General features: G+C 40.8%; 14 protein-coding genes. 3 read left to right on the top strand and 11 right to left on the bottom strand.

From position 1 onward, the window contains the following. On the top strand, window positions 1-1398 hold the full coding sequence (locus tag ACO1R6_RS01800) for a TolC family protein (RefSeq protein ID WP_486261754.1): 1398 nt from the start codon (window positions 1-3) through the stop codon (window positions 1396-1398). Window positions 1399-1548: 150 nt separating this feature from the next. On the opposite strand, the gene ACO1R6_RS01795 is transcribed toward ACO1R6_RS01800, so the two are convergent. Genes ACO1R6_RS01795 through ACO1R6_RS01775 form a run of 5 tightly spaced genes read right to left on the bottom strand, consistent with a single transcriptional unit; the run spans window position 1549 to window position 7663 of the window. Next, window positions 1549-2154: a retron system putative HNH endonuclease gene (locus ACO1R6_RS01795; protein WP_486261753.1), complete on the bottom strand. Its 606-nt coding sequence runs from the start codon at window positions 2152-2154 to the stop codon at window positions 1549-1551. 3 nt (window positions 2155-2157) lie between these two features. Continuing rightward, complete coding sequence (locus ACO1R6_RS01790; protein ID WP_486261752.1) at window positions 2158-3648, bottom strand: AAA family ATPase; 1491 nt, start codon at window positions 3646-3648, stop codon at window positions 2158-2160. A gap of 16 nt (window positions 3649-3664) precedes the next feature. After that, window positions 3665-5038, bottom strand: a complete 1374-nt coding sequence (locus tag ACO1R6_RS01785) for a restriction endonuclease subunit S (protein WP_486261751.1) — start codon at window positions 5036-5038, stop codon at window positions 3665-3667. After that, window positions 5028-7367, bottom strand: a complete 2340-nt coding sequence (locus ACO1R6_RS01780) for a type I restriction-modification system subunit M (protein WP_486261750.1) — start codon at window positions 7365-7367, stop codon at window positions 5028-5030. The genes ACO1R6_RS01785 and ACO1R6_RS01780 overlap by 11 nt, the downstream gene beginning before the upstream one ends. A 2-nt stretch (window positions 7368-7369) precedes the next feature. Then, window positions 7370-7663 (bottom strand): helix-turn-helix domain-containing protein, encoded by a 294-nt coding sequence (locus tag ACO1R6_RS01775; RefSeq protein ID WP_486261749.1) that lies wholly within the window; start codon window positions 7661-7663, stop codon window positions 7370-7372. 759 nt (window positions 7664-8422) lie between these two features. Between ACO1R6_RS01775 and ACO1R6_RS01770 the strand changes: the two genes are divergently transcribed. Beyond that, on the top strand, window positions 8423-9022 hold the full coding sequence (locus ACO1R6_RS01770) for a DUF4136 domain-containing protein (protein WP_486261748.1): 600 nt from the start codon (window positions 8423-8425) through the stop codon (window positions 9020-9022). A 443-nt stretch (window positions 9023-9465) separates the two neighbouring features. On the opposite strand, the gene ACO1R6_RS01765 is transcribed toward ACO1R6_RS01770, so the two are convergent. The 3 genes from ACO1R6_RS01765 to ACO1R6_RS01755 all read right to left on the bottom strand — a co-directional run bounded on the left by ACO1R6_RS01765 (window position 9466) and on the right by ACO1R6_RS01755 (window position 12314). Continuing rightward, window positions 9466-10551: an alkene reductase gene (locus tag ACO1R6_RS01765; protein WP_486261747.1), complete on the bottom strand. Its 1086-nt coding sequence runs from the start codon at window positions 10549-10551 to the stop codon at window positions 9466-9468. Between the two features lie 79 nt (window positions 10552-10630). Beyond that, window positions 10631-11614 (bottom strand): helix-turn-helix transcriptional regulator, encoded by a 984-nt coding sequence (locus tag ACO1R6_RS01760; protein ID WP_486261746.1) that lies wholly within the window; start codon window positions 11612-11614, stop codon window positions 10631-10633. Window positions 11615-11909: 295 nt separating this feature from the next. Then, window positions 11910-12314: a VOC family protein gene (locus tag ACO1R6_RS01755; RefSeq protein WP_486261745.1), complete on the bottom strand. Its 405-nt coding sequence runs from the start codon at window positions 12312-12314 to the stop codon at window positions 11910-11912. Between the two features lie 391 nt (window positions 12315-12705). Here ACO1R6_RS01755 and ACO1R6_RS01750 point away from each other — a divergent pair, with 391 nt between their 5' ends. Then, on the top strand, window positions 12706-13182 hold the full coding sequence (locus ACO1R6_RS01750) for a hypothetical protein (RefSeq protein WP_486261744.1): 477 nt from the start codon (window positions 12706-12708) through the stop codon (window positions 13180-13182). Between the two features lie 242 nt (window positions 13183-13424). Here the strand turns inward: ACO1R6_RS01750 and ACO1R6_RS01745 are convergent, their stop codons facing one another. The 3 genes from ACO1R6_RS01745 to ACO1R6_RS01735 all read right to left on the bottom strand — a co-directional run. Continuing rightward, the gene (locus tag ACO1R6_RS01745; RefSeq protein WP_486261743.1) at window positions 13425-15653 is read right to left on the bottom strand and encodes an NADP-dependent isocitrate dehydrogenase; all 2229 of its coding nucleotides are present in this window, start codon (window positions 15651-15653) and stop codon (window positions 13425-13427) included. 1119 nt (window positions 15654-16772) lie between these two features. Beyond that, entirely contained in the window at window positions 16773-17924 is a 1152-nt protein-coding gene (locus ACO1R6_RS01740; protein WP_486261742.1) for an efflux RND transporter periplasmic adaptor subunit, read from the bottom strand. A gap of 1 nt (window position 17925) precedes the next feature. Further along, the coding region (locus ACO1R6_RS01735) for an efflux RND transporter permease subunit (RefSeq protein WP_486261741.1) at window positions 17926-20792 on the bottom strand (2867 nt) is incomplete at its 5' end.

The raw sequence follows: 20792 nt of genomic DNA, 5'->3' as shown, positions 1-20792 counted from the left end.
ATGGCATGTATTTCCCTCTCCTACACGGCCTGCAGCGTACCCGCGTTGGTGCAACGCACCGAGAATAAAAATGTACCGGCGCGTTATACCAACGCGCCAGATACGACCAATACGGCCCAGGTAAACTGGAAAACCTTTTTCACCGACCCGAACCTGAATGCCTTAATTGATTTGGCCCTGCTGAACAACCAGGAGCTAAATATTACAATGCAGGAAATTCAGATTGCCCAAAATGAGGTAAGAGCCCGGAAAGGGGAATATTTACCTTTTGTGGGTATAAGAGGCGGAGCCGGGGTAGAGAAAATACCGCGGTATACCAACATTGGGGCCCTGGAAGCTACCACCGATATTAAACCGGGCAAAGAAATGCCCGAGCCTTTAACCGATTTTATGGGCGGTGCTTTTGCGACCTGGGAATTAGATATCTGGCACAAGTTGCGCAATGCCCGCAAAGCGGCGGTAAACCGCTACCTGGCGAGCGTAGAAGGCCGAAATTTTATGCAAACCAACCTAATTGCAGAACTTGCAAATGCTTATTTTGAGTTATTGGCCCTGGATAACCAGTTAGCCATTGTGCGGCAAAATATTGAGCTGCAAACTAACGCTTTGCAAATTGTAAAGTTGCAAAAAGATGCAGCCCGGACGACCGAGCTGGCCGTGCGCCGGTTTCAGGCCCAGGTACTCAATACGCAAAGTTTGCAGTACGATATTCAACAGCAGATTACCGAAACCGAAAACGAAATTAACTTTTTGGTCGGCCGGTTTCCGCAGCCGGTACAACGCAGCACGCAGGCCTTTGAAACCTTGGTGCCGCAAACGGTGCAGGCTGGTATTCCGGCGCAGTTGTTAAGTAACCGCCCCGATATTAAGCAGGCAGAGCTAAACTTAGCAGCAGCGAAACTGGATGTGCAGGTAGCGCGGGCGCGGTTTTACCCCTCGTTGGGTATTTCGGCGGGCCTGGGTTTGCAAGCCTTTAACCCGACTTATTTAATAAAACCCGAATCGTTTTTGCTGTCGCTGGCCGGCGATGTAACCGCGCCGTTGGTGAATAAAAACGCTATTAAAGCCTTGTACTACACCGCCAATGCGCAACAAATACAGGCGGTTTACAACTACGAGCGCACCCTGTTAAACGCGCACATTGAGGTGGTAAACCAGTTGGCCAAAATAGATAACCTGGAAAGAAGCTATACTTTTAAATCGCAGGAAGTAGCGGCGCTCACCCAGTCTATTGATATTTCGAACAACCTTTTCCGCTCGGCGCGCGCCGACTACATGGAAGTATTATTAACCCAACGCGATGCCCTGGAAAGCCGCTTTGATTTAATTGAAACCAAAATGCAGCAAATGCACGCCATGGTTAATATTTACCGGGCCTTAGGCGGCGGCTGGAAGTAAGGTTAAGTTAATTTTAAAATGGAAAAGCCATTCTGCCGGAAGGTGGAATGGCTTTTTAGATTGGTGTTCTTTAGAGGCTTTTTAATAAAAAGCACAAGGTAATTTGTGAGGATTGATATTGTATATAATGCATAGGCCAGCATTAGTAAATCAATTAGCACTTAATTTTTTATTCAATAACCATAACACCGCATTACAATAAGGCTGAAATTTCCCATCGGCATTTCTAGTACCGAACTTTGTTATTTGGCTTTCTATAATCCCTTTATTGTACCCTAACTTTTTTAAAGCAATCGCGACGGCTTCCAACGCGGACTTTCGATTTGCTATTAAAACTGTGTTATTGAGGTTCAAAGTTTCCTCTATATCATTTTTGTATTCCGCAGGATAGGTTAAGTAGCCATTCAGTTTGTAGCCAATAATTGCCTCACAGTTATTCTTTGGATCAGCAGGATGAATAGTTAATTCTGTATTTTGTTTTTTTGTATCACAATGCTTATCGGAACAAAAATCCCCTTTACAAGCTGCAAGAAGATTCTTATAATCCATTTTTAAACCTGGATATATACTACGAGGTTTATAGTGTTCCACTTTCATATTATCATCTTTTATTCCATTCATACAATAACAACAGATATATCCCTGTTCTTGAAGTAATGCCACTTTTAATTCTGGAATGGCGTCAAAGTCAACCCCAGGTGTCTTACAATAAGTTTTCCATGCTGCTGGCTCTTTTCCTTTTTTAATAAATTTCATGGGTTATTCACCATTAAAAAATGCTAACATAGTTTCAGCTTTGGTTAATTCAGGATCGTCTTTGTATTTTCCTTTCAGTTCTTCCAGCTTCTTAATTGCTTTATCAAAATTTTCACTATCGATTAATTCAAACAATACATCAAATTCTTCCTGAACCTCCGGTACACGTTCATCCCCGCCCATAATTGAAGATAGATTAAATCCATATTCTCGCCCATAGTATCCTTTCTCAATTAAGAATGCACTTCCTTTTTTCATTATGAACAAATCCCCTTTAGAGAGATTTGAAAGCATAATAGTAGAGTGAGAAGCAATTATGAATTGAGGAGGTGGTACAGCTAAATCTTCATACAAACTTATAATTTCATAGACTCCTTTAATGAAATTACTCTGCCATTGAGGGTGCAAATATGTGTCGGGTTCATCAAAGAGTAGGAGTGTATTATCCTCAATTAACAATTCATTTATTGCTTTTATAGTTATTAATTGTTGCTGTCCTTCACTGAGGTCATGATGAGATATAGATTTTTTTCCAAGATCCATGAAGATATTAATACCTCCTAGCATATCTGACGCAGAAAGCAAATGTAATAAGTAGAATAATTTCTTTTCTTCTCCATAAAATTCTCTTAATGTATACCAGTCCTTTGTATGGAAACTGAACAAGATGTGCTCCTCATCTAAATAGTTTTCAGTCTCCTCATAAGCAAACCTCCTTACTACATCTAAGAAGATTCTTAATAATCCTTTGGCTCCCCAAAATTCATTAGCTCCTATACCAGACTTCCATTGCCTCTTTTTAATAACTAAGGATAATGGATTTATGCTTGGTTTAGTTATTAGGAGTTCTTCAGCAAAAAAGCGATCTACTCTATCGTTAAATTCAAAAGCATATAGTGAAGCTAATAAGATTTCAAAATGATGCTTTTCAATGTACATTAGGGGAAGTGACCCAATCTTTGAATAAAGTTCGTCTGAAGATATAGTTATATCTGAATCTGATTTCACCTCTAGTAGTCTCTCTTTGTAAATCTTTTCATGTTCACTACATATAAACTCCATCGATTCGAACCATCCTGCATAATAAATTATTAAGTTGGTTGGCAATAGCTTCTCAATAGAATAGCGTTTAATTAATTCATCAAGGCTGTAAGTATTATTGTCCGTTTCTATTGACCAAAATTTTCTATTTTGCCTGCTCCCTTTTAATTGAACTACTATGTAATCAGTAGATGTCTCGTTGAAAGTACTGGACTCAGAAAGTATCTTTTCTAATCTTAACTCATAGGAAATTTCAAACTCAAATGGTGGTATTTCTTGTTTTTCCTCAACAAATGTTAGATGTGCCGAACGAAAAATCCAAGCAATAGCCTCTAATAGCGTTGATTTTCCAGAACCGTTTTTTCCAATGAAAAGAGAAACGGATTCATTAAAGTCAATAGTAAAGTCTTTTAGCGACTTGAATTCCTTAATAAGTAAATGGTGTATTCTCATAATGTGAGATATCAGACTAATCTATGTTAAAAATTGCGGACTCGAATTCGGCTATAGCCATTTTTTTTAAATTTTGGGACTCTGAAATTTTGAAATCAATTTTATTTTTATAATCATTAATTTTTTTTACGATATCATACTGTATTTTCTTGTCAGGATTTGGAAATAAGAGAGATTTAAAAGTTTCTTCATTTATTCGAGGCATTCTAGTCCCGCTCATTTCTTTTTGAATTTGCTTTTGAATGATTACTGAACTTAGAATGATCTTATAGTATTCTGTATCAATATTATCCAAACAGTTAAACACAAAAAACTCAGAAGAACAAATAATATTTTCTTCTGTTCGGTCATTAAACCAATATTTATTCAAATACGGTCTAAGTTTACCATAGATTAAGTAATTCTTTGGTACTCTAATAGTTTGGCTTTTTATTTCATTACCTTTGACAATTGGCATATCACGTAGTTTTCCTGAGCCCTTTTCAATATGCTCCATTCCAATGTAGAGGAACTCATTTTCAGGTATATGAGCAGTATTGATCCTTAATGATTCGCCTTCTTTCTTAAGAAACTCATTAATTAATTTTCTATTTTCAATTAATTCATATTTTGATATAAGACTTTCACCTCCAAATAGAAATAATGTATCCCATCTCGATAGTTCACTAAAATTGACTAATGAAAGTTTATTTAGTTTTTTAGTTTTTGATTTAAACTGAATTCCTAATCTATCATTAATAAATTGTTTTGCTTCATTTTGATAATTTATGGCTTCCACTTCTAAATTTTGAGCACGAGTAATTTTATTAAAGTAATTATTTACTAATGTTGCTTGAAATCCTTTTTCAGGTACTGGTATTCTAAAGCCTAAAAACGCTTTCTCATCTACTCTTTGACGACCTGTTGTACCTGAGCTAGCTCTTTGACATAATTCAGCAAAATTTTTTGTGCCTGTAATCAAATTAAAGAAATCAGGAATAATTTTTTCAGTATTAATATTATAGCTTATAAAATCTTGGCTAGTAATTGCCCCATCAAGCTCGACAGGTACTATACCAAAAGCACCATTACGAGCATCAATTTTACTCATAATAAACTGTCCTTTTGAGACCCGAAACTGGGTTTTAGTTCTGATATTTTTACCCAATATCAATTCGCCGCCTCGCTGCACTACACCTTTCCCATGAAGCTTGATTGTTACCTGCTTATAAGCCTTATCATTTTGGAGGATTTCTTTTTCCCGATTTTTGATAATTAAATCGCCAATTGCTTGCAACTTAAGGCCTTCTTTATACATTACATCATTATTCAGGATAGCACCAGCACTCCAGCCAGATAGCATCTTAAAGCGAACTTCATTAAGGTATTTAAACGATGAATTAGTTTGCATATATACCGTAAAATATTTCAGGATCATTTACTGTCATTCCATCAATCAATTGAAGGCGGGAAATATTACCGTCTTCATCTACCGGATATTGTACCTCTTTTCTAGGTTCTGCCCATAAATTGGCTTCTTTTCTGTAAGCTCTAAATTCAATAGCTACTTCTTCCAATTCGTTTTCGCAAGGAGCTCCTGTGCTTGAGATACCAGCTTTTTCAACTTCTATAACAGGGATAGGATAATCGAAACGTTCTTTTACTACTGCCTTGATTTCAGCATTAATCAAATCTTCTAGCTGTTCAATATCCGCCAAATAATTTTTCTTCAAAGCTCTAAGCTCCTTCATGAGTCCGCTTTCTTTAAGCTCCTTTTCTACTTTTTTGAAGGTTGCTTTCAGCTTATCCTGTTTTGGCTGGTGGTTTTCCCTAATTTCCTTTGTTGCCTCCGTTACAATCTTTTCATAAATTGCCTCATCATCTAAGCTGAACTTTTTTAGAAACAGTAAACTTGGCTTTACTGTAGCACCGGAAGCAATGAATACATCTTGAGGTATTGAAGTAATATTGATAAGTTTAGCCTTTCCTTCAATATATTCACGAATCTTCTGTAAAGCACTATTGTTTAATACCCCTTCAGGCAATACAATTCCCATTCTGCCTCCTGGTTTTAAAAGGTTGAGGCATCTTTCTAGGAATAAAACTTCTGTTAATCCGCTCCATGCGCCTACATCAAAGATGTCTAATAAGGCCTTACCGCGACTTTTTCCGTGTCCATTGTCATAATTTGCCCAATCCTGAAGCTGCCTAACTACTTTTTGTCTGTAATTACTTCCGTAACGCTTTTCGTAGAACTTTATCTTTTCTTCGGTGGGAATGTCAGAAGGAATGACTTTTAAAGTTTTGTCGACCCTGGAGCCAAAAGGCGGATTGGTAAGGATTACATCAAAGCGTCCATCAAATATGCCATTAACATTCAGTAATCCATCATGATGATGTACCCCACCGTGGCCATCACCATGCATGATCATATTCATTTTGGCGGTTCTAGCCATTCTTGGATTGGCATCAGTTCCAAAAATACAATTGTGAGATAAGTGATAAAGCCTTCCTTTATTATTTTTAAGATTGAACTCTTCAAATAATTTTAACTTTAGATTATTTACCTTCTTCTCAATTTCTTCCTTTTTGATTTCAGATAGCTTTTCGAAGCTTTTTCCAAAGTGAGAATTCTCAATGCTTTTAATTTTACCATGAATATCTTCCTCTATTTGATTTCTTATATAATCGAAAGATTTTATTAAAAATCCGCCACTTCCACAACAGGGATCACAAACTAATTCCCCTTCTTTAGGCTCAAGCACATCCACCATATAATTTACAATAGTTCTTGGTGTAAAAAATTGCCCTAATTCTCCCCGAAATGTTTTTCCTAGAAATTCTTCAAAAGCAATCCCTTTAATATCATCAGATGTATTTGATAAATTGAATGCTTCTAATTCTTCCACAATCATTTCGAAACTTCTTTGCCTTATTCTTATTCTATCAAGGTCTTCAAAAAGTTCATCATTTTTAAACTCTTCTTTTGTTTTATCAAATAAGAACTGCATATATTCTTTATTAAATAAAGAGGAACCCGAGGCTTTCAGAGAAGGTCTAATATTATCTTCATAATATTTTTCTTCTGCTTTGAACTTTTCTTTTGAAAATATTAACTCATGATCAGATTTGCGTTCATACATTATTTTCATGAACAAAATTTTACTAATCTCATCAAATGCAGCCTCGGGAGACAGCTTATCGTTGTTTCGTATTATATTATGACACTTTGATAATAATGTTGTAAACTGGTCTCTTGTAAATGTCTTTGATTCAGAAATGAATTTCTTTATTTTAACTTCCTCAGTAATTAAGTCAGCCTTAGGAATGTCCTGCAATCTTTCTAATTTCCTGCTTACTAGATCTTCCTTTATATAAAAAATTTTAGTCTCTTTGAGATTTGTTGCTATGAAGAAATCTGCCTTAACACTTGAAGCAAAATTATATCCAATAAGGTAATCCTGCTCATTAATAGTAATATGCTCTGCCTTACATTGGGCGGCAATAATTATTGATGGAATTTTATTTCTTTTTTTTTCTTCTTTATTCTTCCATATTCCTATATCAGCCCTATATCTATTTTTAATTACAACATCTTGTCCCAGTTGTTCCAGATCATATCCATAATGATTAACCAGCCTAAGAATAAACTGCTGCTTCAATTTTTCTTCTGAAGTTGCAAGAATCCATTTACCTAATATAGGAGCATAGATTTTGTCTTCTTTTAATTGAATTTCCATTCTTATGATTTGAAGTTCTTTTTTAATTCGTTTTCTGCATGCTTTAGAGCTGCCAGTGCAATAGATTCATCTCCAACATTTTCAATTATTTTATCAGATAGCCAAATGGTTAATAACTCTTCCTCATCAGCGTCCAATAGTTGTGATAGGGTAATTACTTGATCTCTCTTTGCCTTTCTTTCTCCTCTTTCTATTTTACTATACATTGGAGTGTCAATTTCTAAACTTGCAGCTAATTGTCGCTGTAAAAGCTCTTTTCGTTCTCTCAATTGCCTAATCTTTTCACCAAAATGCATAATCTACTATTTTATGACTTGTCAATATTTGACAAATATAAGAGATTTAGTAGATTAAAACATTTTAGGTAAGGAGGTTTAATGAATAATTTATTAGGAAAGAGAGTTGAATGTACTAAATATATGGCAAGTTTTCTCTGGAGTGGTCTTTCCCCGATTCCAGCCAGAACTTTATCGGGCACGGTTTCTTAGCCGTCGATTTCTTTTTCTGCTTGTCGGGCTTTGTAATTGCCTATGCCTACAACGGCGCCTGGGGCAAATGGGCGTGGGGGCGTTCTTTGGCCCTTGCCGTGTGTTTTCACCGGCAAGAAGACTGGCCAATGCTAAAAGATTGGCGGTGAAAACACCACCAATGGCAGAATGGCTTAATTTTTAGTTTTAATAGGTGGGTTTCGTAAAATGGTATCGGGGTTTTACGCCAATCAGGAGATTGGTTTTCCGGAAGAATCCGTAGTGCGCTGCGCTAACTCTTCGCATAACTTAAAAATTCCTCCTTATAAATTTTATTGGAATAGAATTTGCTCTGAAAAGACAATAAACTTTTTCTATTGCTTACAGTTCATTATCCATTTTAATAACATCGAAGCTGTTTAGTATTTATGTTTCGAGCTGGCTCTGGTGCAATTGGTGGTGTTATCACCTCCAATTCAAAAGCTTCTGCCAGACTACTTGCTGGTGAAAACACCCAGCAAGGGCAGCGGTTTATTTTAATTTTTTAATGCTAAACAGCTTCATCAATTAGATTCATTAAATTATGTTATGAGAAACCTTTTACTCTTAATTATTTCTTTTCTGGTTCAATCCTGTATAGCGCCGCTGCTTTTACTGCCCGTGTTGTTAGAGCCCTCTGTAGAATATCAAGTATCCAGTATTAAAGATCCAACAATTGATATAGGAACAGTAGAATCTGCAAACTTTGCCGTTAGGCCTGATTCTATGCAAAGTGATAAATTGGTAGAAAAAAATCTATTAGAATTTATTAAAATTGAATTATTAAAAAAAGGTTGGAAAGAAACTACTATTCAAAATGCTGATTATGTTTTTGAAGTTAAATTTGACATGAAGTCTGCCCAAAGAACAAAAAGCGGGTCAACAACTGATATGGTTTGGAATCATGAGGCAGGGAAATTTGACCCACAACAAAGAGCTTATTTAAATTCAGAAACCAATTTTATAAGTCAGGTTACTATTAATGCTTATGCTTCGCATTCTAAAACTGTTCCAATTTGGTCTTCTAATTGCATAAGTGAGGGCTATAAAAATAATATTCTTTATCCTTCAAAATATATGGTGCCCTTTGCTATTTCTGTATTCCCCAATGAAGGTAATTGGGATAGAAGAGAAAAGATTGAAAATTAATACTAAAAAAAGAACTTGTTTAGTGTTTTATAAAATAGAAGGAACCGTTGCCAATGGTGGTGTTGTCACCGCCAATCTTTTAGCGTTTGCCCGACTACTTGCCGGTGAAAACACGCGGCAAGGGCAAAAGCTAATACCTTTTCCAAAACACTAAACAACTTCAAAGATTAAAATAATAATTTACAAGCCATAGGTATCCTCATTTAAACTCCAAATAATTCCTGGCTTAAAGTTTATACTTCAAATAATATTACCTTCATTTGATTTTAAGTCTTATCAGTAATATTTTACTGCTTCATTTACTTTCATATAAAGCTCATTTATTGCTTTAAGTGCTTTAATTAATGAGCTAGTCTTGTTTAACTCCTTTATTTTTTCTTGGAGACGTTGTGGCTGCATTTTTAAATTAATCCGGGTAAACAAATCCTGACCAAAATGACCGGTCAGGAAACAGGATCTGCCTGGGCCAGGGTGGGATAATCGGTATAACCGGCCGCCCCAGGGCTATATAGCTTATCGTACTGCACTTCATTCAGCGGTGCATTTTTTTCGATGCGTTCCACCAGGTCCGGATTGGCCAGAAATGCTCTGCCAAAAGCTACCAAATCAGCCAAGCCGGCGTGTAAAGCTTCTTCGGCCGTTTCGGCCGTAAGTCCATTGCATAGAATAAGGGTGCCGGCAAAATTTGCCCGCATGGCCGTCAGGGTCTGGGGTGGGATGGGCGCATTCACGCCAATGTGAATATACCGGATACCGATTTCGTTTAGCCTTTGGGCGAGTAAAACATAGGTTTTATGTACGTCTGCTTCCTCGTAAGCTGCCAGGTCGCCTAATGAAGAAAACGGCGAAAAGCGAATGCCTACTTTTTCTTTTCCAATAGCATCGGCTACGGCCTGCACCGCTTCCATTGTAAACCGGATCCGGTTTTCTACGGAGCCGCCGTATGCGTCTGTGCGGTTGTTGACATTGGGGTTAAGAAATTGCTCGAGCAGGTACCCATTGGCCCCGTGCAGTTCTACCCCATCAAAGCCGGCTACTACTGCATTTTGGGCAGCCGTAACAAAGCCCGCCATTACCTTTTTAATACCGTCTTCCGATAACCTTACGGGTTTAGAGTGGGGCTGCATGCCATTGGCCGTGAAAATTTCTCCTGCCGCCGGCATGTCCGATGCGCCGACTAAGGCTGTTGTGCCTTCGGGCAGGTTACTATTATGGCCAATTCGGCCGGTGTGCATTAATTGCAGAAATATTTTGCTGCCGGCCTGGTGTACCCGGTTAGTAGTTAGCTGCCAGCCCATTACCTGGCTTTGGTTAAAAATTCCGGGAATATTTGAATATCCCAGCGCTTCGGGAGTGGGCGCGGTCCCTTCGGTAATAATGAGCCCGGCCCCGCTACGCTGCGCATAATATTCGGCCATTAATCTGTTCGGCTGATTACCAACAGCACGGCTTCTTGTCATGGGAGCCATCACCAGATGGTTTTTCAGGCTAAAGCCATTTTTATCAAAAGTCTCAAATAATTTTTTCATTGTCTTGCTCTTTTAAGTACAAGACAAAGTTGACGGTATTCTTTTGGGTAAAATAACCCGAAATGGCTAATAAATAGTCCTATCCGGCTACCGAGTACTTTTTAGGCGTTTGGCCATAATACTCCTGAAACAACCGGCTAAAGTGGCTAAGGTTGGTAAAACCCAGTTCATATCCTACCTCCGAAACCGAATACCCGCCTTGCTTTAGTAAAAAGGCAGCTTCTTCCATCCGTACTTTTTGGTAGTAGTTGTAAATGGTTTCGCCAAAAGTTTGTTTAAACAGTTGCTTCATTTTGGTTTCGCTCATGCCCACCCGGGCCGCAAGCGCCGGCAGTACCGGTGGTTGGCTCAAATCAGACAAAATAATATTACGCAATGCCATAATTTTTTCTGCATCGGCGTTGTTAAAGGGTTTGTGTGCTACATTTTCCCTTTGAATTAACCGCTCGAATAAATAATACAAAAGCTCCTGCACCTTTATCTGCACATAAAATGAGCTCAATGGCCCACTCATGTTAACCGAAGGGATATGCTTCAGTAGTCGTTGCGTTTCAGCGGTCATGCTTTCAAAATACAAGAAAGACTTGCCCCCGTGGGTAACTGTATCTATAATGTTGTTGGGTTGGGTAGCTTTTAAAAAGGTGGCCAGTTGGCGGGCTGGTATACCTACCACCAGATAATAAATTTCGTGGTGGGCCGGAAACCGGATAATGGAGTTCAGGTCGTTGGTGGTTACCTGAATGGCCGATTCGTTCTTCCGGGAAAATTTTACGGGTTTTTCCTTGTTGTAAACCAGGTCGAGGGGGTTCTCGTTGTTATAAAAGAAGATACTGACTAAATCATTCGGGGCTTCCGACGGGGGGCGGATAATGGTAAAATCTTCTTTCAGTTTATAGCGGTGAATGTGTAATCGGAAGCCCTCGCCAAAATTTACTTTGCGGATATACCCATCGCCAATATTGCCGGGGAATGCTAAATAATCTTGCGTAATGGGCAAGTTAAATCTCTGGGAGAACGCTGTAATGAAATCGAAATTTTGCGCGGCGGTAAATTCAAATATCATTTATTTCTGGTGTTTTATATAATCCCCTCAAATACAGCCAACTGTTCAGGTATTATTATATACGAGAGATTTTGGTACTACCGCCCAATCGAATTACAAAGGTTCCCTTACTATCGTCGACCCTGCTTTTGCTAATATTTAGTAAGGGGTTAGTTGTATTGAAATGGGCTTTTTTTTCCAGGTTCGTTTTTGTCTCGTAGAAAACTTTATTCAAATAAGAATCATTTATTATTTAAAAACAGTTAATCCATTAGATTATTCTGGATACTGTTCGTAGAATTATTTAATTTGTTATTTATGGTTTCACAAATTTATTTATATCCATAAAAATTACGTCCCAGGTATGTCCATCCAAGTCTTCAATTCTTCTCAATTGCATAAACCCTTCATCTATCATGGGTATTGGTTCTGTACCGCCTGCTTTTAAACCGCTATCTAAAATTTTGTTTACGCTATTAAGGCTTTCAACCGGCAGCGTATAATAAGCCGCTGTAGTGCTTTTTAGTTCAGGAATGGCTTTTCTGCTGTATGTTCTGAATTTTTCAGGCGACATAAGCATTACATAAATTTGTTCGCTCCAAACCATACACTTTTGTCCGTTATCAGAAAACAACGGTTTGTTCAAAAAGCCTAACTGCGTGTAAAACCGCATGGAACTTTCTACATTTTTAACGGGTAAGTTGATAAATATTTGCTTCATTTTTGTATGTTACTCCTTAAATTGAGAATACATTCTACTTTCGAAAAAGCAATCTAAACAAGTCATTCGGTTAAGAATATAATTTGCAGGCAATCGGTTACATTCCTTCGGAATGACCTTACATTAAGGTTTATTTTTCATTTATATAATTAATCATTCATATTTAAAACACCTTAGTTCTACTAAGCTATATATGTAAACTGTTCTCATTTGCTAGTCGTTTTTATGTTTTAAAACCTTATTTAGGTTATCTTTTCATCTTGGCCACTTGCTTAAAAAATTATTAGCAACAAGTAAGAAAATGTCGGACGCATTCTTAGAACTATAATAAACTAATTACCGGATAAGAGAAGATATGCTGTTTATCATACCGTTGTACGTAAGCTATAAAATGAAACTGGAGACAGATTACAGAAAAATAAGAGCCGTTCTTGTCTTAGGAGTTGCGCTTTGTCTAGCTTCTATTCTAACCTACTTGCAATTGGAAGGAACTGGAAAGGCTGTCTGGACTTGGTTCTTTCTTGTATCAGGCTTTCTATTCATTGCTATCGGATTGATGGTCAGGAGCAGATTTGAATTGACTGACACTCACTTAGAGGTAAATAATATGCTCGGATTAGGAAGGAAAAGAATTAAACTGTTTGATATACGAAGCATTAAAACTATAGATAAAGAATTTCCTGTTACAGCTTATTCTACTAATCCTTTATGGCTGCTTCTAACGGACAAGAAGTTTAAAAGAATTAAAAAAATTAGGCTGTACGGCAACAAAGGCAAATTACTCACGATTGACGGCCATTTGCTTGTAGACAGTGATTATGAACGCCTAAAGAAAAAACTAAAAAAGCATACGAACAACATTATATAAAAATCATGCTTCGGCCGACGGCCTTGCACGTTTTTTATACTAACCGTTTTAAGCCAATAGATGCAATATTTGCCGTGTAATTGTTATAGGACTAATGTGCAGATTTCTTTTACCATGCACACAATTTTAAGTAATCTTGAAAAGATGAAAATTGACCAATAAATATGAAATAACGCTCAGTAACAAAAAAAGGCTACTGAAATTTAATTCAGTAGCCTTTTTTAAGAAGAATAATTTTAATCTTAGAAATTAGCTAAAGCTGTATTTAAAGTTTCGCTGGGGCGCATGGCTTTTTCAGCTTTGGCATTATCCGGACGGAAATAACCGCCTAAATCTACGGGTTTGCCTTGGGCCGCAATTTGCTCTTCTACAATTTTGTTTTCGTTTTCGGTTAAAGTTTGGGCTAAAGCAGTAAACTTAGCAGCCAACTCCTGGTCTTTCGTTTGCTCGGCCATGGCTTGCGCCCAGTATAAGGCCAGGTAGAAATGGCTGCCCCGGTTATCGATGCCGCCTACTTTACGCGAAGGTGATTTGTCGTTTTCGAGGAACTTGCCGTTGGCCTGGTTCAGGGCTTCGGCTAATACGGCTGCTTTGTCGTTTTTGGTTTTATAGGCCAAATCTTCCAGCGATACGGCTAAGGCCAGGAACTCACCCAACGAATCCCAGCGCAGGTAGTTTTCTTCGGTAAATTGCTGCACGTGTTTCGGGGCCGAACCGCCGGCACCGGTCTCGAACAAGCCGCCACCATCTAACAACGGTACAATCGAAAGCATTTTGGCGCTGGTGCCTAATTCTATAATCGGGAATAAATCGGTTAAATAATCGCGGAGTACGTTACCGGTTACCGAAATGGTATCTTGGCCAGCTTTGGCGCGCTCGCAGGTATAACGCATGGCTTCTACCGGCGACATAACCTTAATTTCTAAACCGGCGGTGTCGTGGTCCTGTAAATATTTCTCTACTTTCTGAATCAGGTTGGCGTCGTGTGCCCGGTTTTTATCTAACCAAAAAATGGCCGGGGTATCTGTAATGCGGGCGCGGGTTACGGCCAGTTTTACCCAGTCCTGAATCGGTAAATCTTTGGTTTGGCACATCCGCCAGATGTCGCCTTCTTCTACGCTATGCTCCATCAAGGCATTGCCGTTGGCATCTACCACCCGCACGGTACCGGCTTCGGTAATCTGGAAAGTTTTGTCGTGCGAGCCGTATTCTTCGGCTTTCTGGGCCATTAAACCAATGTTGGGTACGGTGCCCATGGTTTTGGGGTCGAAAGCACCGTTTTCTTTACAGAAGTTTATTACAGCCTCGTAAATACCGGCGTAACTGCGATCCGGAATCATAAACTTGGTATCGTGCAGTTTACCGTCGGCGCCCCACATACGGCCCGATGTCCGGATGGCGGCCGGCATAGATGCATCAATAATTACGTCGTTCGGGAAGTGTAAATTGGTGATACCTTTGTCCGAATCGACCATGGCCAAGGCCGGCGCATTGTCGTAAACGGCTTTTATATCGGCTTCCACTGCCGCTTTCTGGTCGGCAGGTAAGGTTTGGATTTTTGCGTATAAGTCGCTTAATCCATTATTTACGTTTACGCCAATTTGCTTAAATAATTCGGCGTGTTTTTCAAAAACATCTTTAAAGAAAACGGTAACGGCGTGGCCAAACATAATCGGGTCCGATACCTTCATCATGGTGGCTTTCAGGTGCAACGATAACAAAACGCCTTCGGCTTTGGCGGCGGCAATTTCTTTTTCGTAAAAAGCCCGCAACGCTTTTTTGCTCATGCGTGAGGCATCAATTACTTCGCCGGCTTTTAAAGCTAAATTATCTTTTAAGGTTTTGGTAGCGCCATCGGCACTTACAAATTCTATCTTAACGGCACCAGCCTGCTCCAGTACTACTGATTGCTCGCTGCCGTAAAAATCATCACCGTCCATATGCGACACGTGCGATTTAGAATCAGCGGACCAGGCGCCCATGGAATGCGGGTTCTTTTTGGCGTACTCTTTCACGGGCGGCGCTACACGGCGGTCGGAGTTACCTTCGCGTAAAACCGGGTTAACGGCACTACCCAACACTTTGGCGTAACGGGTTTGTATTTCTTTTTCGGCATCGGTTTGCGGGGCCGCCGGGTAATCCGGAATATTATAACCCTGGCCTTGTAATTCTTTTATAGCAGCGGTTAACTGCGGCACCGAAGCACTGATATTGGGCAATTTAATAATATTGGCTTCGGGCGTTTTGGCTAATTCGCCTAAATAAGCTAAGTCGTCGTTTTGTTTTTGTTCCTCGGTTAAGTTTTCCGGGAAAGTAGCCAGAATCCGGCCGGCCAACGAAATATCACGGGTTTCTACTTCTATGCCAGCGGCTTTGGTAAAAGTTTGCACAATGGGCAAGAACGAATACGTGGCCAGTGCCGGCGCTTCGTCGGTTATGGTGTAAATAATTTTTGATTGGTTATTTGCCATTTTTTGGTCTTTTGATTTAGTTTTATATAAACACCAAAAGGTGGTGTATATAAGTTATATAGCTAGTTTATTTTTTTAGTTTATTTGACTTCCCTATTCGGCAGATAATGCCCAATAGTTACAGCGGCAAATATAAGAGTCTTTTGGAAATAGTACAGATTTAGTAGGGAAACTGTCGGGTGTTCTGCAAAACTTTCGGGCTGGAAGTTTTAATAGCTTATTACTAGTTAGCTTAATTATTTAGATCGTTCCTAAGCTAAAAACGATTTATTGGTTTGTAGGTGTGGTTGGACGATGTAGCTTTTAATTATAATGGACTAAATTACTCAATACGATAATGCCTTTATAAACATTATTTGTCATAATCTTTTGTATTGATATACTTATCCATTCCACGCTTCTCACCCGGTTTAATATCTTTTTTAAAGGACTTTAATTTATCCCAAATGACAATCAGAATAAATACACAGATAAAGAATAGTAGAATTGGGGCACCATAACCTATTAAATAAATCATAATTTCATTTTTAATAACACTTATTGTAAGTCTTTTTTATTTAATAGTTTGTTAAATCTAAATCTGAAATCATTAAGGTTCTTTTCGAAAATATTTATTTATATCAACCTTAAATCAGCCGGACGCATCAGAAACGCCCAGGTAATTATTCAGTATTAGCAACCAGAGGCCGGTAGAAAGTAATCTTAACCGGACGCCGGCAATAGCCATTATTTAAGTACCGAAGGTTCTGTTTTAGTTTTGCCAACCGAGAACTCCCCAAAAGTTTTTAAACCAGAACATCTCCCGAGAGAACCGCTATTGATTTTTCTCAATAAGTTTAAACGTCTTAAGAAAATACCGGGCAGCCCCGAAGGGGCGCAATCTCTCAGCGATGGGTGCAGCAGCCCATCGTTAAGTTCCACCCCATGGCAAAGCCCTAAAAGGGCGTTATTCTTGGAAATAAAACATTGGCCGCACTTATTATTTATTTTGCCCTTTCAGGGCTTTGGACCATGACCGGTTTGTCACAGGGCTACACCCTGTGTTGGAATATATCGCCCCCTTCGGGGCTGGTGCTGGTATAGCTTAGCGTTGAAAATTAATAAATTTGTCTCTTGCCTTTACAACTGAGTGGTACTGGCTACTTTTACATTTTTGAGTTCGGCGCCATCCCGGATTTCGTCGGTAGCAACGGCCACTAACTTATCGCCGGGGTTTAACTTCCCGTAAATTTCTACTTTCTCATCGGCTTCCCGGCCTTTTTGCACTTCTACCCATTGGGCTTTGTTCCCAGCAATTTTTATGACAAATATTTTTTCGGTGGAGGCTACCACGGCGCTGGCCGGCACCACAAATGCACTGTCTTTGGCCGGTAAAGGTAAATTTACTTCGGCGTACATGCCCGGTAAAAGCTTGCGATCAGTATTCTGTACGTCCATCTCTAATCGTTCGGCCCGTAACCGGGTATCCAGCGCCCCGGCCATCCGTTTTACTTCGGCGGTAAACTCCTGGTCGGGCAAGGGCTTTACGGTAAAGCTTACCTGGTGTTGTTGCTTTAATATTCCGGTATACATTTCGGGCACCGCTACCACCAAGCGCAATTTTTTCTGCTCCTGCAATACCAGCAAAGGCAACTCCGAGCCTTTACCCGACGGACCTACGTAAGCCCCCGGACTTACATTCCGGGCCGTAATAATGCCGCTAAAAGGTGCTCGTATTTGTAAATAATTACGGGTAGCCAACACCGACTGGTAGGCGGCGCGGGCTGCTTCTAAATTGGCGCGGTCGGAGTTTTGCCTGGCCAGCGCCTGGTCTAAATCGTTCGGCGAAATGGTACCGGGCGTTTTGCTCGTTTCAAACAAACGGTCGTAGTTGGCTTTACTGGCCGTAAAAAGCGCTTCCTGCGATTTTAACCGCGACCGGGTTTCGGCTAAGCGCGAATTTAATTCCGGTGCTTCCAGGCTTACGAGTAATTGGCCGGTCTTTACTTCCGAACCCACATCTACATATAATTTCTGGACGTAGCTATTCTCTTTAGCGTATAAATCTACCTGCTGATAAGGCATTAATTCGCCGGGAATATGCAACGACGATGCTAATTTGCCTTTTTGCAGCGATATGGCTTCAACGGTGGTTTCGGCTACCCGCTCGTGTTTCTCGGCCCTTGAATCGGTGGAATGGCAACCCACCAAACCATTCACCAGCAAGATACCACCGGCTAATACCACCAACTTTGCCCGGTCCGGAAAATATGTATGTAATTTACTTATCATGTTACGCAGGAATATAATATTTACTTTCTTCGTCGGTGGGGTCTAAAGACACCGACTGGGTAGTGGCTTTGCCCTGTACCCAGGCAAAAGCCAAGGGCAATATAAGCAGGGCCGCAAACGTAGAAGCCAGCAAGCCCCCAATTACCGCCCGGCCCAACGGCGAGGCCTGGTCGCCGCCCTCGCCAAAACCCGCCGCCATGGGAATCATACCGGCAATCATGGCCAAACTTGTCATCAGGATGGGGCGCAACCGGATACCGGCGGCTTCGCGGGCGGCTGCTAAAGCATTCCCACTTTTCAGGCGTAACTGTTCGGCATTGGTAATCAGTAATACCGCATTAGATACCGACACACCCACCGACATAATCATGCCCATGTACGATTGCAGGTTGAGCGTAGAACCCGTTAATAACAACAAAACCAGCGAACCCAACAAAACCGCCGGCACCGTAGACAGCACCACCAGCGATACTTTAAACGACTGGAAATTAGCCGCCAGCATCAGAAATATTACCACAATCGCAACAATTAAACCCGATTGCAAGCTGTCCAGGGTTTCGACTAAAGTTTGGCTCAAGCCTTTCGATTCGATGGTTAAGCCCCGGGGCAACTCGCCCAAAGAGGCAATGGCGGCATCTACATCACTGGAAGCCGTACCCAAATCGGTTTGGTTTAGATTAGCCGTAACCGAAATAACCGGCAAAGCGCCAATATTGTCGTTTTCGCCGTAGGTAGTAGCGGGCTCAATATTGGCTACATCGCTTAAGTTGGGCCGGGTCCGGTTAGCCATTAAGGGAATTTCGCGCAGGTCGTTAATGCTGGTCATGTTGTATTCCGGCACTTCTACCTGCACACTATAAGTCTGGTTAGATTTCTGGTCGATCCAGACATTTTTTTCGGTAAACCGCGACGAAGACGTAGACGCCACCAACGAGCGCGAAATATCTGAAATACTTAACCCCAAAGCAGAAGCCCGCGCCCGGTCGATGTTGATGTTAATAGTTGGATATTTAATGGCTTGCCCAATTTGCACATCGCGCAGGTAAGCTATTTGGTTTAACTTCCCGGTTATTTTATGGGCATATTCTTCGTTCAGCTTTTTGTTTTTACCTGATATTTTTACCTCAATGGGCGTAGGCGAGCCCTGGCTTAATATTTTATCGGTGAGTTCGATGGGCTCAAAAGAAAGCTGTAAATCGGGCATGGCGGCTTTTATTTCCTGCCGGAATTTATCTTTCAGCTCATCCATATCGGCGTGGTAGCCTTCGCTTAAATTTACCTGCAACACCGCTTCCTGCGGGCCACTCATAAACAAATAAATGGGGCTGGTAGAATATTGACCGGGGTGTTGCCCAATAAAAGCCGACGTAATTTGAATATTTTCTTTCCCGACCAGGTCTTCGAGCACCCGCAAAGTTTTCACCAAACGGGCTTCAGTACGCTCAATTCGGGTACCATCGGGAGCCCGCAACCGTACCTGAAACTGTCCGCTGTTTACTTTGGGTAAAACATCGCGGCCAATATTAGTGAGCAAAAAGCCGGTAATCGCCAACGCGACCAATCCATACACCCCAACAATCAGTTTGCGGTGCGGCAGCATTATTTCTATCCACCGGATAAACCGCGCCTGGAAACGTTCAAAACGGCCCACTTTGGCGGTGCCGTCTTCGGCGTGGTTTGCCTGGGATTTATGGTCCTGCATTAACCAGTTGGCCATAATGGGTACAAAGGTTTGGGCCAGCAAATAAGACGTAATCATGGAAAAACCAATGGCCAGCGCCAAAGGCAAAAACAACGCGCCCGGAATGCCTTTCATAGTTAAAGCCGGAGCAAACACCGCCAGAATACAGAATAAAATTAATAATTTAGGAAAGGCAATTTCCTGGCAGGCGTCCCAAATGGCTAACGCTTTGGGCTTGCCCATGGCTAAATGCTGGTGAATATTCTCGATGGTTACCGTCGATTCATCTACCAAAATACCAATGGCCAGCGACAATCCGCTCAAGGTCATGATATTTATGGTCTGGTTAAATAAATGCAAAAACAGCACGCCGGAGATAATAGAAGTCGGGATGGTTAATATTACAATCAAAGCGCCGCGCCGGTCGCCGAGAAACAGCATCACCATTAAACCAGTCAGGATAGCACCAATGGCACCTTCGGTAACCAAGCTTTTTACCGAATTAATAACGTAAACCGATTGGTCGAACTCGTAAGACAGCTTAACATCCGGGGGTAACTGCGACTGAAAACGCGGCAAGGCTTTCTTTAAATTTTTAACTACTTCCCACGTAGAAGCATCGGCCGATTTGGTAATGGCCAGGTAAACCGAGCGTTTGCCGTTTACCAGGGCGTAACTGCTGGTTTTATCGGCGGCATCTTCTACTTTGGCAATATCGCGTAAAAACACATTGTGAATAGAGCCTTTGTATAACGGAATATTTTCAAAATCCTGCAGCGATTGAATGGCCGTATTACTGGGAGTTAAATAATTATAATCGCCAATGCGCACGTTGCCCGAAGGCGAGGTTTGGTTGTATTCCCGCAGGGCCAGTACTATTTGGTCGGGGGTTAAATTATGCGAACGCATAAGCTGCGGATCTACCTTAATAACAATGGTGCGCACACTGCCCCCAAAAGGCGGCGGCGACACCAGGCCCGGAATAGAAGTAAACGACGATCGCAAGTACGTATTGGCCATATCCTGCAACTCGTTATTGGAGCGGTTAGGGCTACTCAGTACCAATTGCCCTACCGGCAGCGTAGAGGCATCGAAACGCATAATAAAAGGCGGCTGCGACCCCTGCGGAAACAAGGCTTGCCCCCGGTTGGTAAAAGCGGTTACTTCGGCGGCGGCCTGGGCCATGT

This window comes from Adhaeribacter sp., assembly GCF_057359045.1.
Note: the sequence above shows the minus strand (reverse complement) of the source record. Positions and strands in the feature narration are given on the sequence as shown.

Excerpts from the sequence above, each read along its gene's own strand:
- ACO1R6_RS01800 (WP_486261754.1), top strand. The coding sequence starts at position 1 with ATGGCATGTATTTCCCTCTCCTACACGGCCTGCAGCGTACCCGCGTTG.
- ACO1R6_RS01795 (WP_486261753.1), bottom strand. The coding sequence starts at position 2,154 with ATGAAATTTATTAAAAAAGGAAAAGAGCCAGCAGCATGGAAAACTTAT.
- ACO1R6_RS01790 (WP_486261752.1), bottom strand. The coding sequence starts at position 3,648 with ATGAGAATACACCATTTACTTATTAAGGAATTCAAGTCGCTAAAAGAC.
- ACO1R6_RS01785 (WP_486261751.1), bottom strand. The coding sequence starts at position 5,038 with ATGCAAACTAATTCATCGTTTAAATACCTTAATGAAGTTCGCTTTAAG.
- ACO1R6_RS01780 (WP_486261750.1), bottom strand. The coding sequence starts at position 7,367 with ATGGAAATTCAATTAAAAGAAGACAAAATCTATGCTCCTATATTAGGT.
- ACO1R6_RS01775 (WP_486261749.1), bottom strand. The coding sequence starts at position 7,663 with ATGCATTTTGGTGAAAAGATTAGGCAATTGAGAGAACGAAAAGAGCTT.
- ACO1R6_RS01770 (WP_486261748.1), top strand. The coding sequence starts at position 8,423 with ATGAGAAACCTTTTACTCTTAATTATTTCTTTTCTGGTTCAATCCTGT.
- ACO1R6_RS01765 (WP_486261747.1), bottom strand. The coding sequence starts at position 10,551 with ATGAAAAAATTATTTGAGACTTTTGATAAAAATGGCTTTAGCCTGAAA.
- ACO1R6_RS01760 (WP_486261746.1), bottom strand. The coding sequence starts at position 11,614 with ATGATATTTGAATTTACCGCCGCGCAAAATTTCGATTTCATTACAGCG.
- ACO1R6_RS01755 (WP_486261745.1), bottom strand. The coding sequence starts at position 12,314 with ATGAAGCAAATATTTATCAACTTACCCGTTAAAAATGTAGAAAGTTCC.
- ACO1R6_RS01750 (WP_486261744.1), top strand. The coding sequence starts at position 12,706 with ATGAAACTGGAGACAGATTACAGAAAAATAAGAGCCGTTCTTGTCTTA.
- ACO1R6_RS01745 (WP_486261743.1), bottom strand. The coding sequence starts at position 15,653 with ATGGCAAATAACCAATCAAAAATTATTTACACCATAACCGACGAAGCG.
- ACO1R6_RS01740 (WP_486261742.1), bottom strand. The coding sequence starts at position 17,924 with ATGATAAGTAAATTACATACATATTTTCCGGACCGGGCAAAGTTGGTG.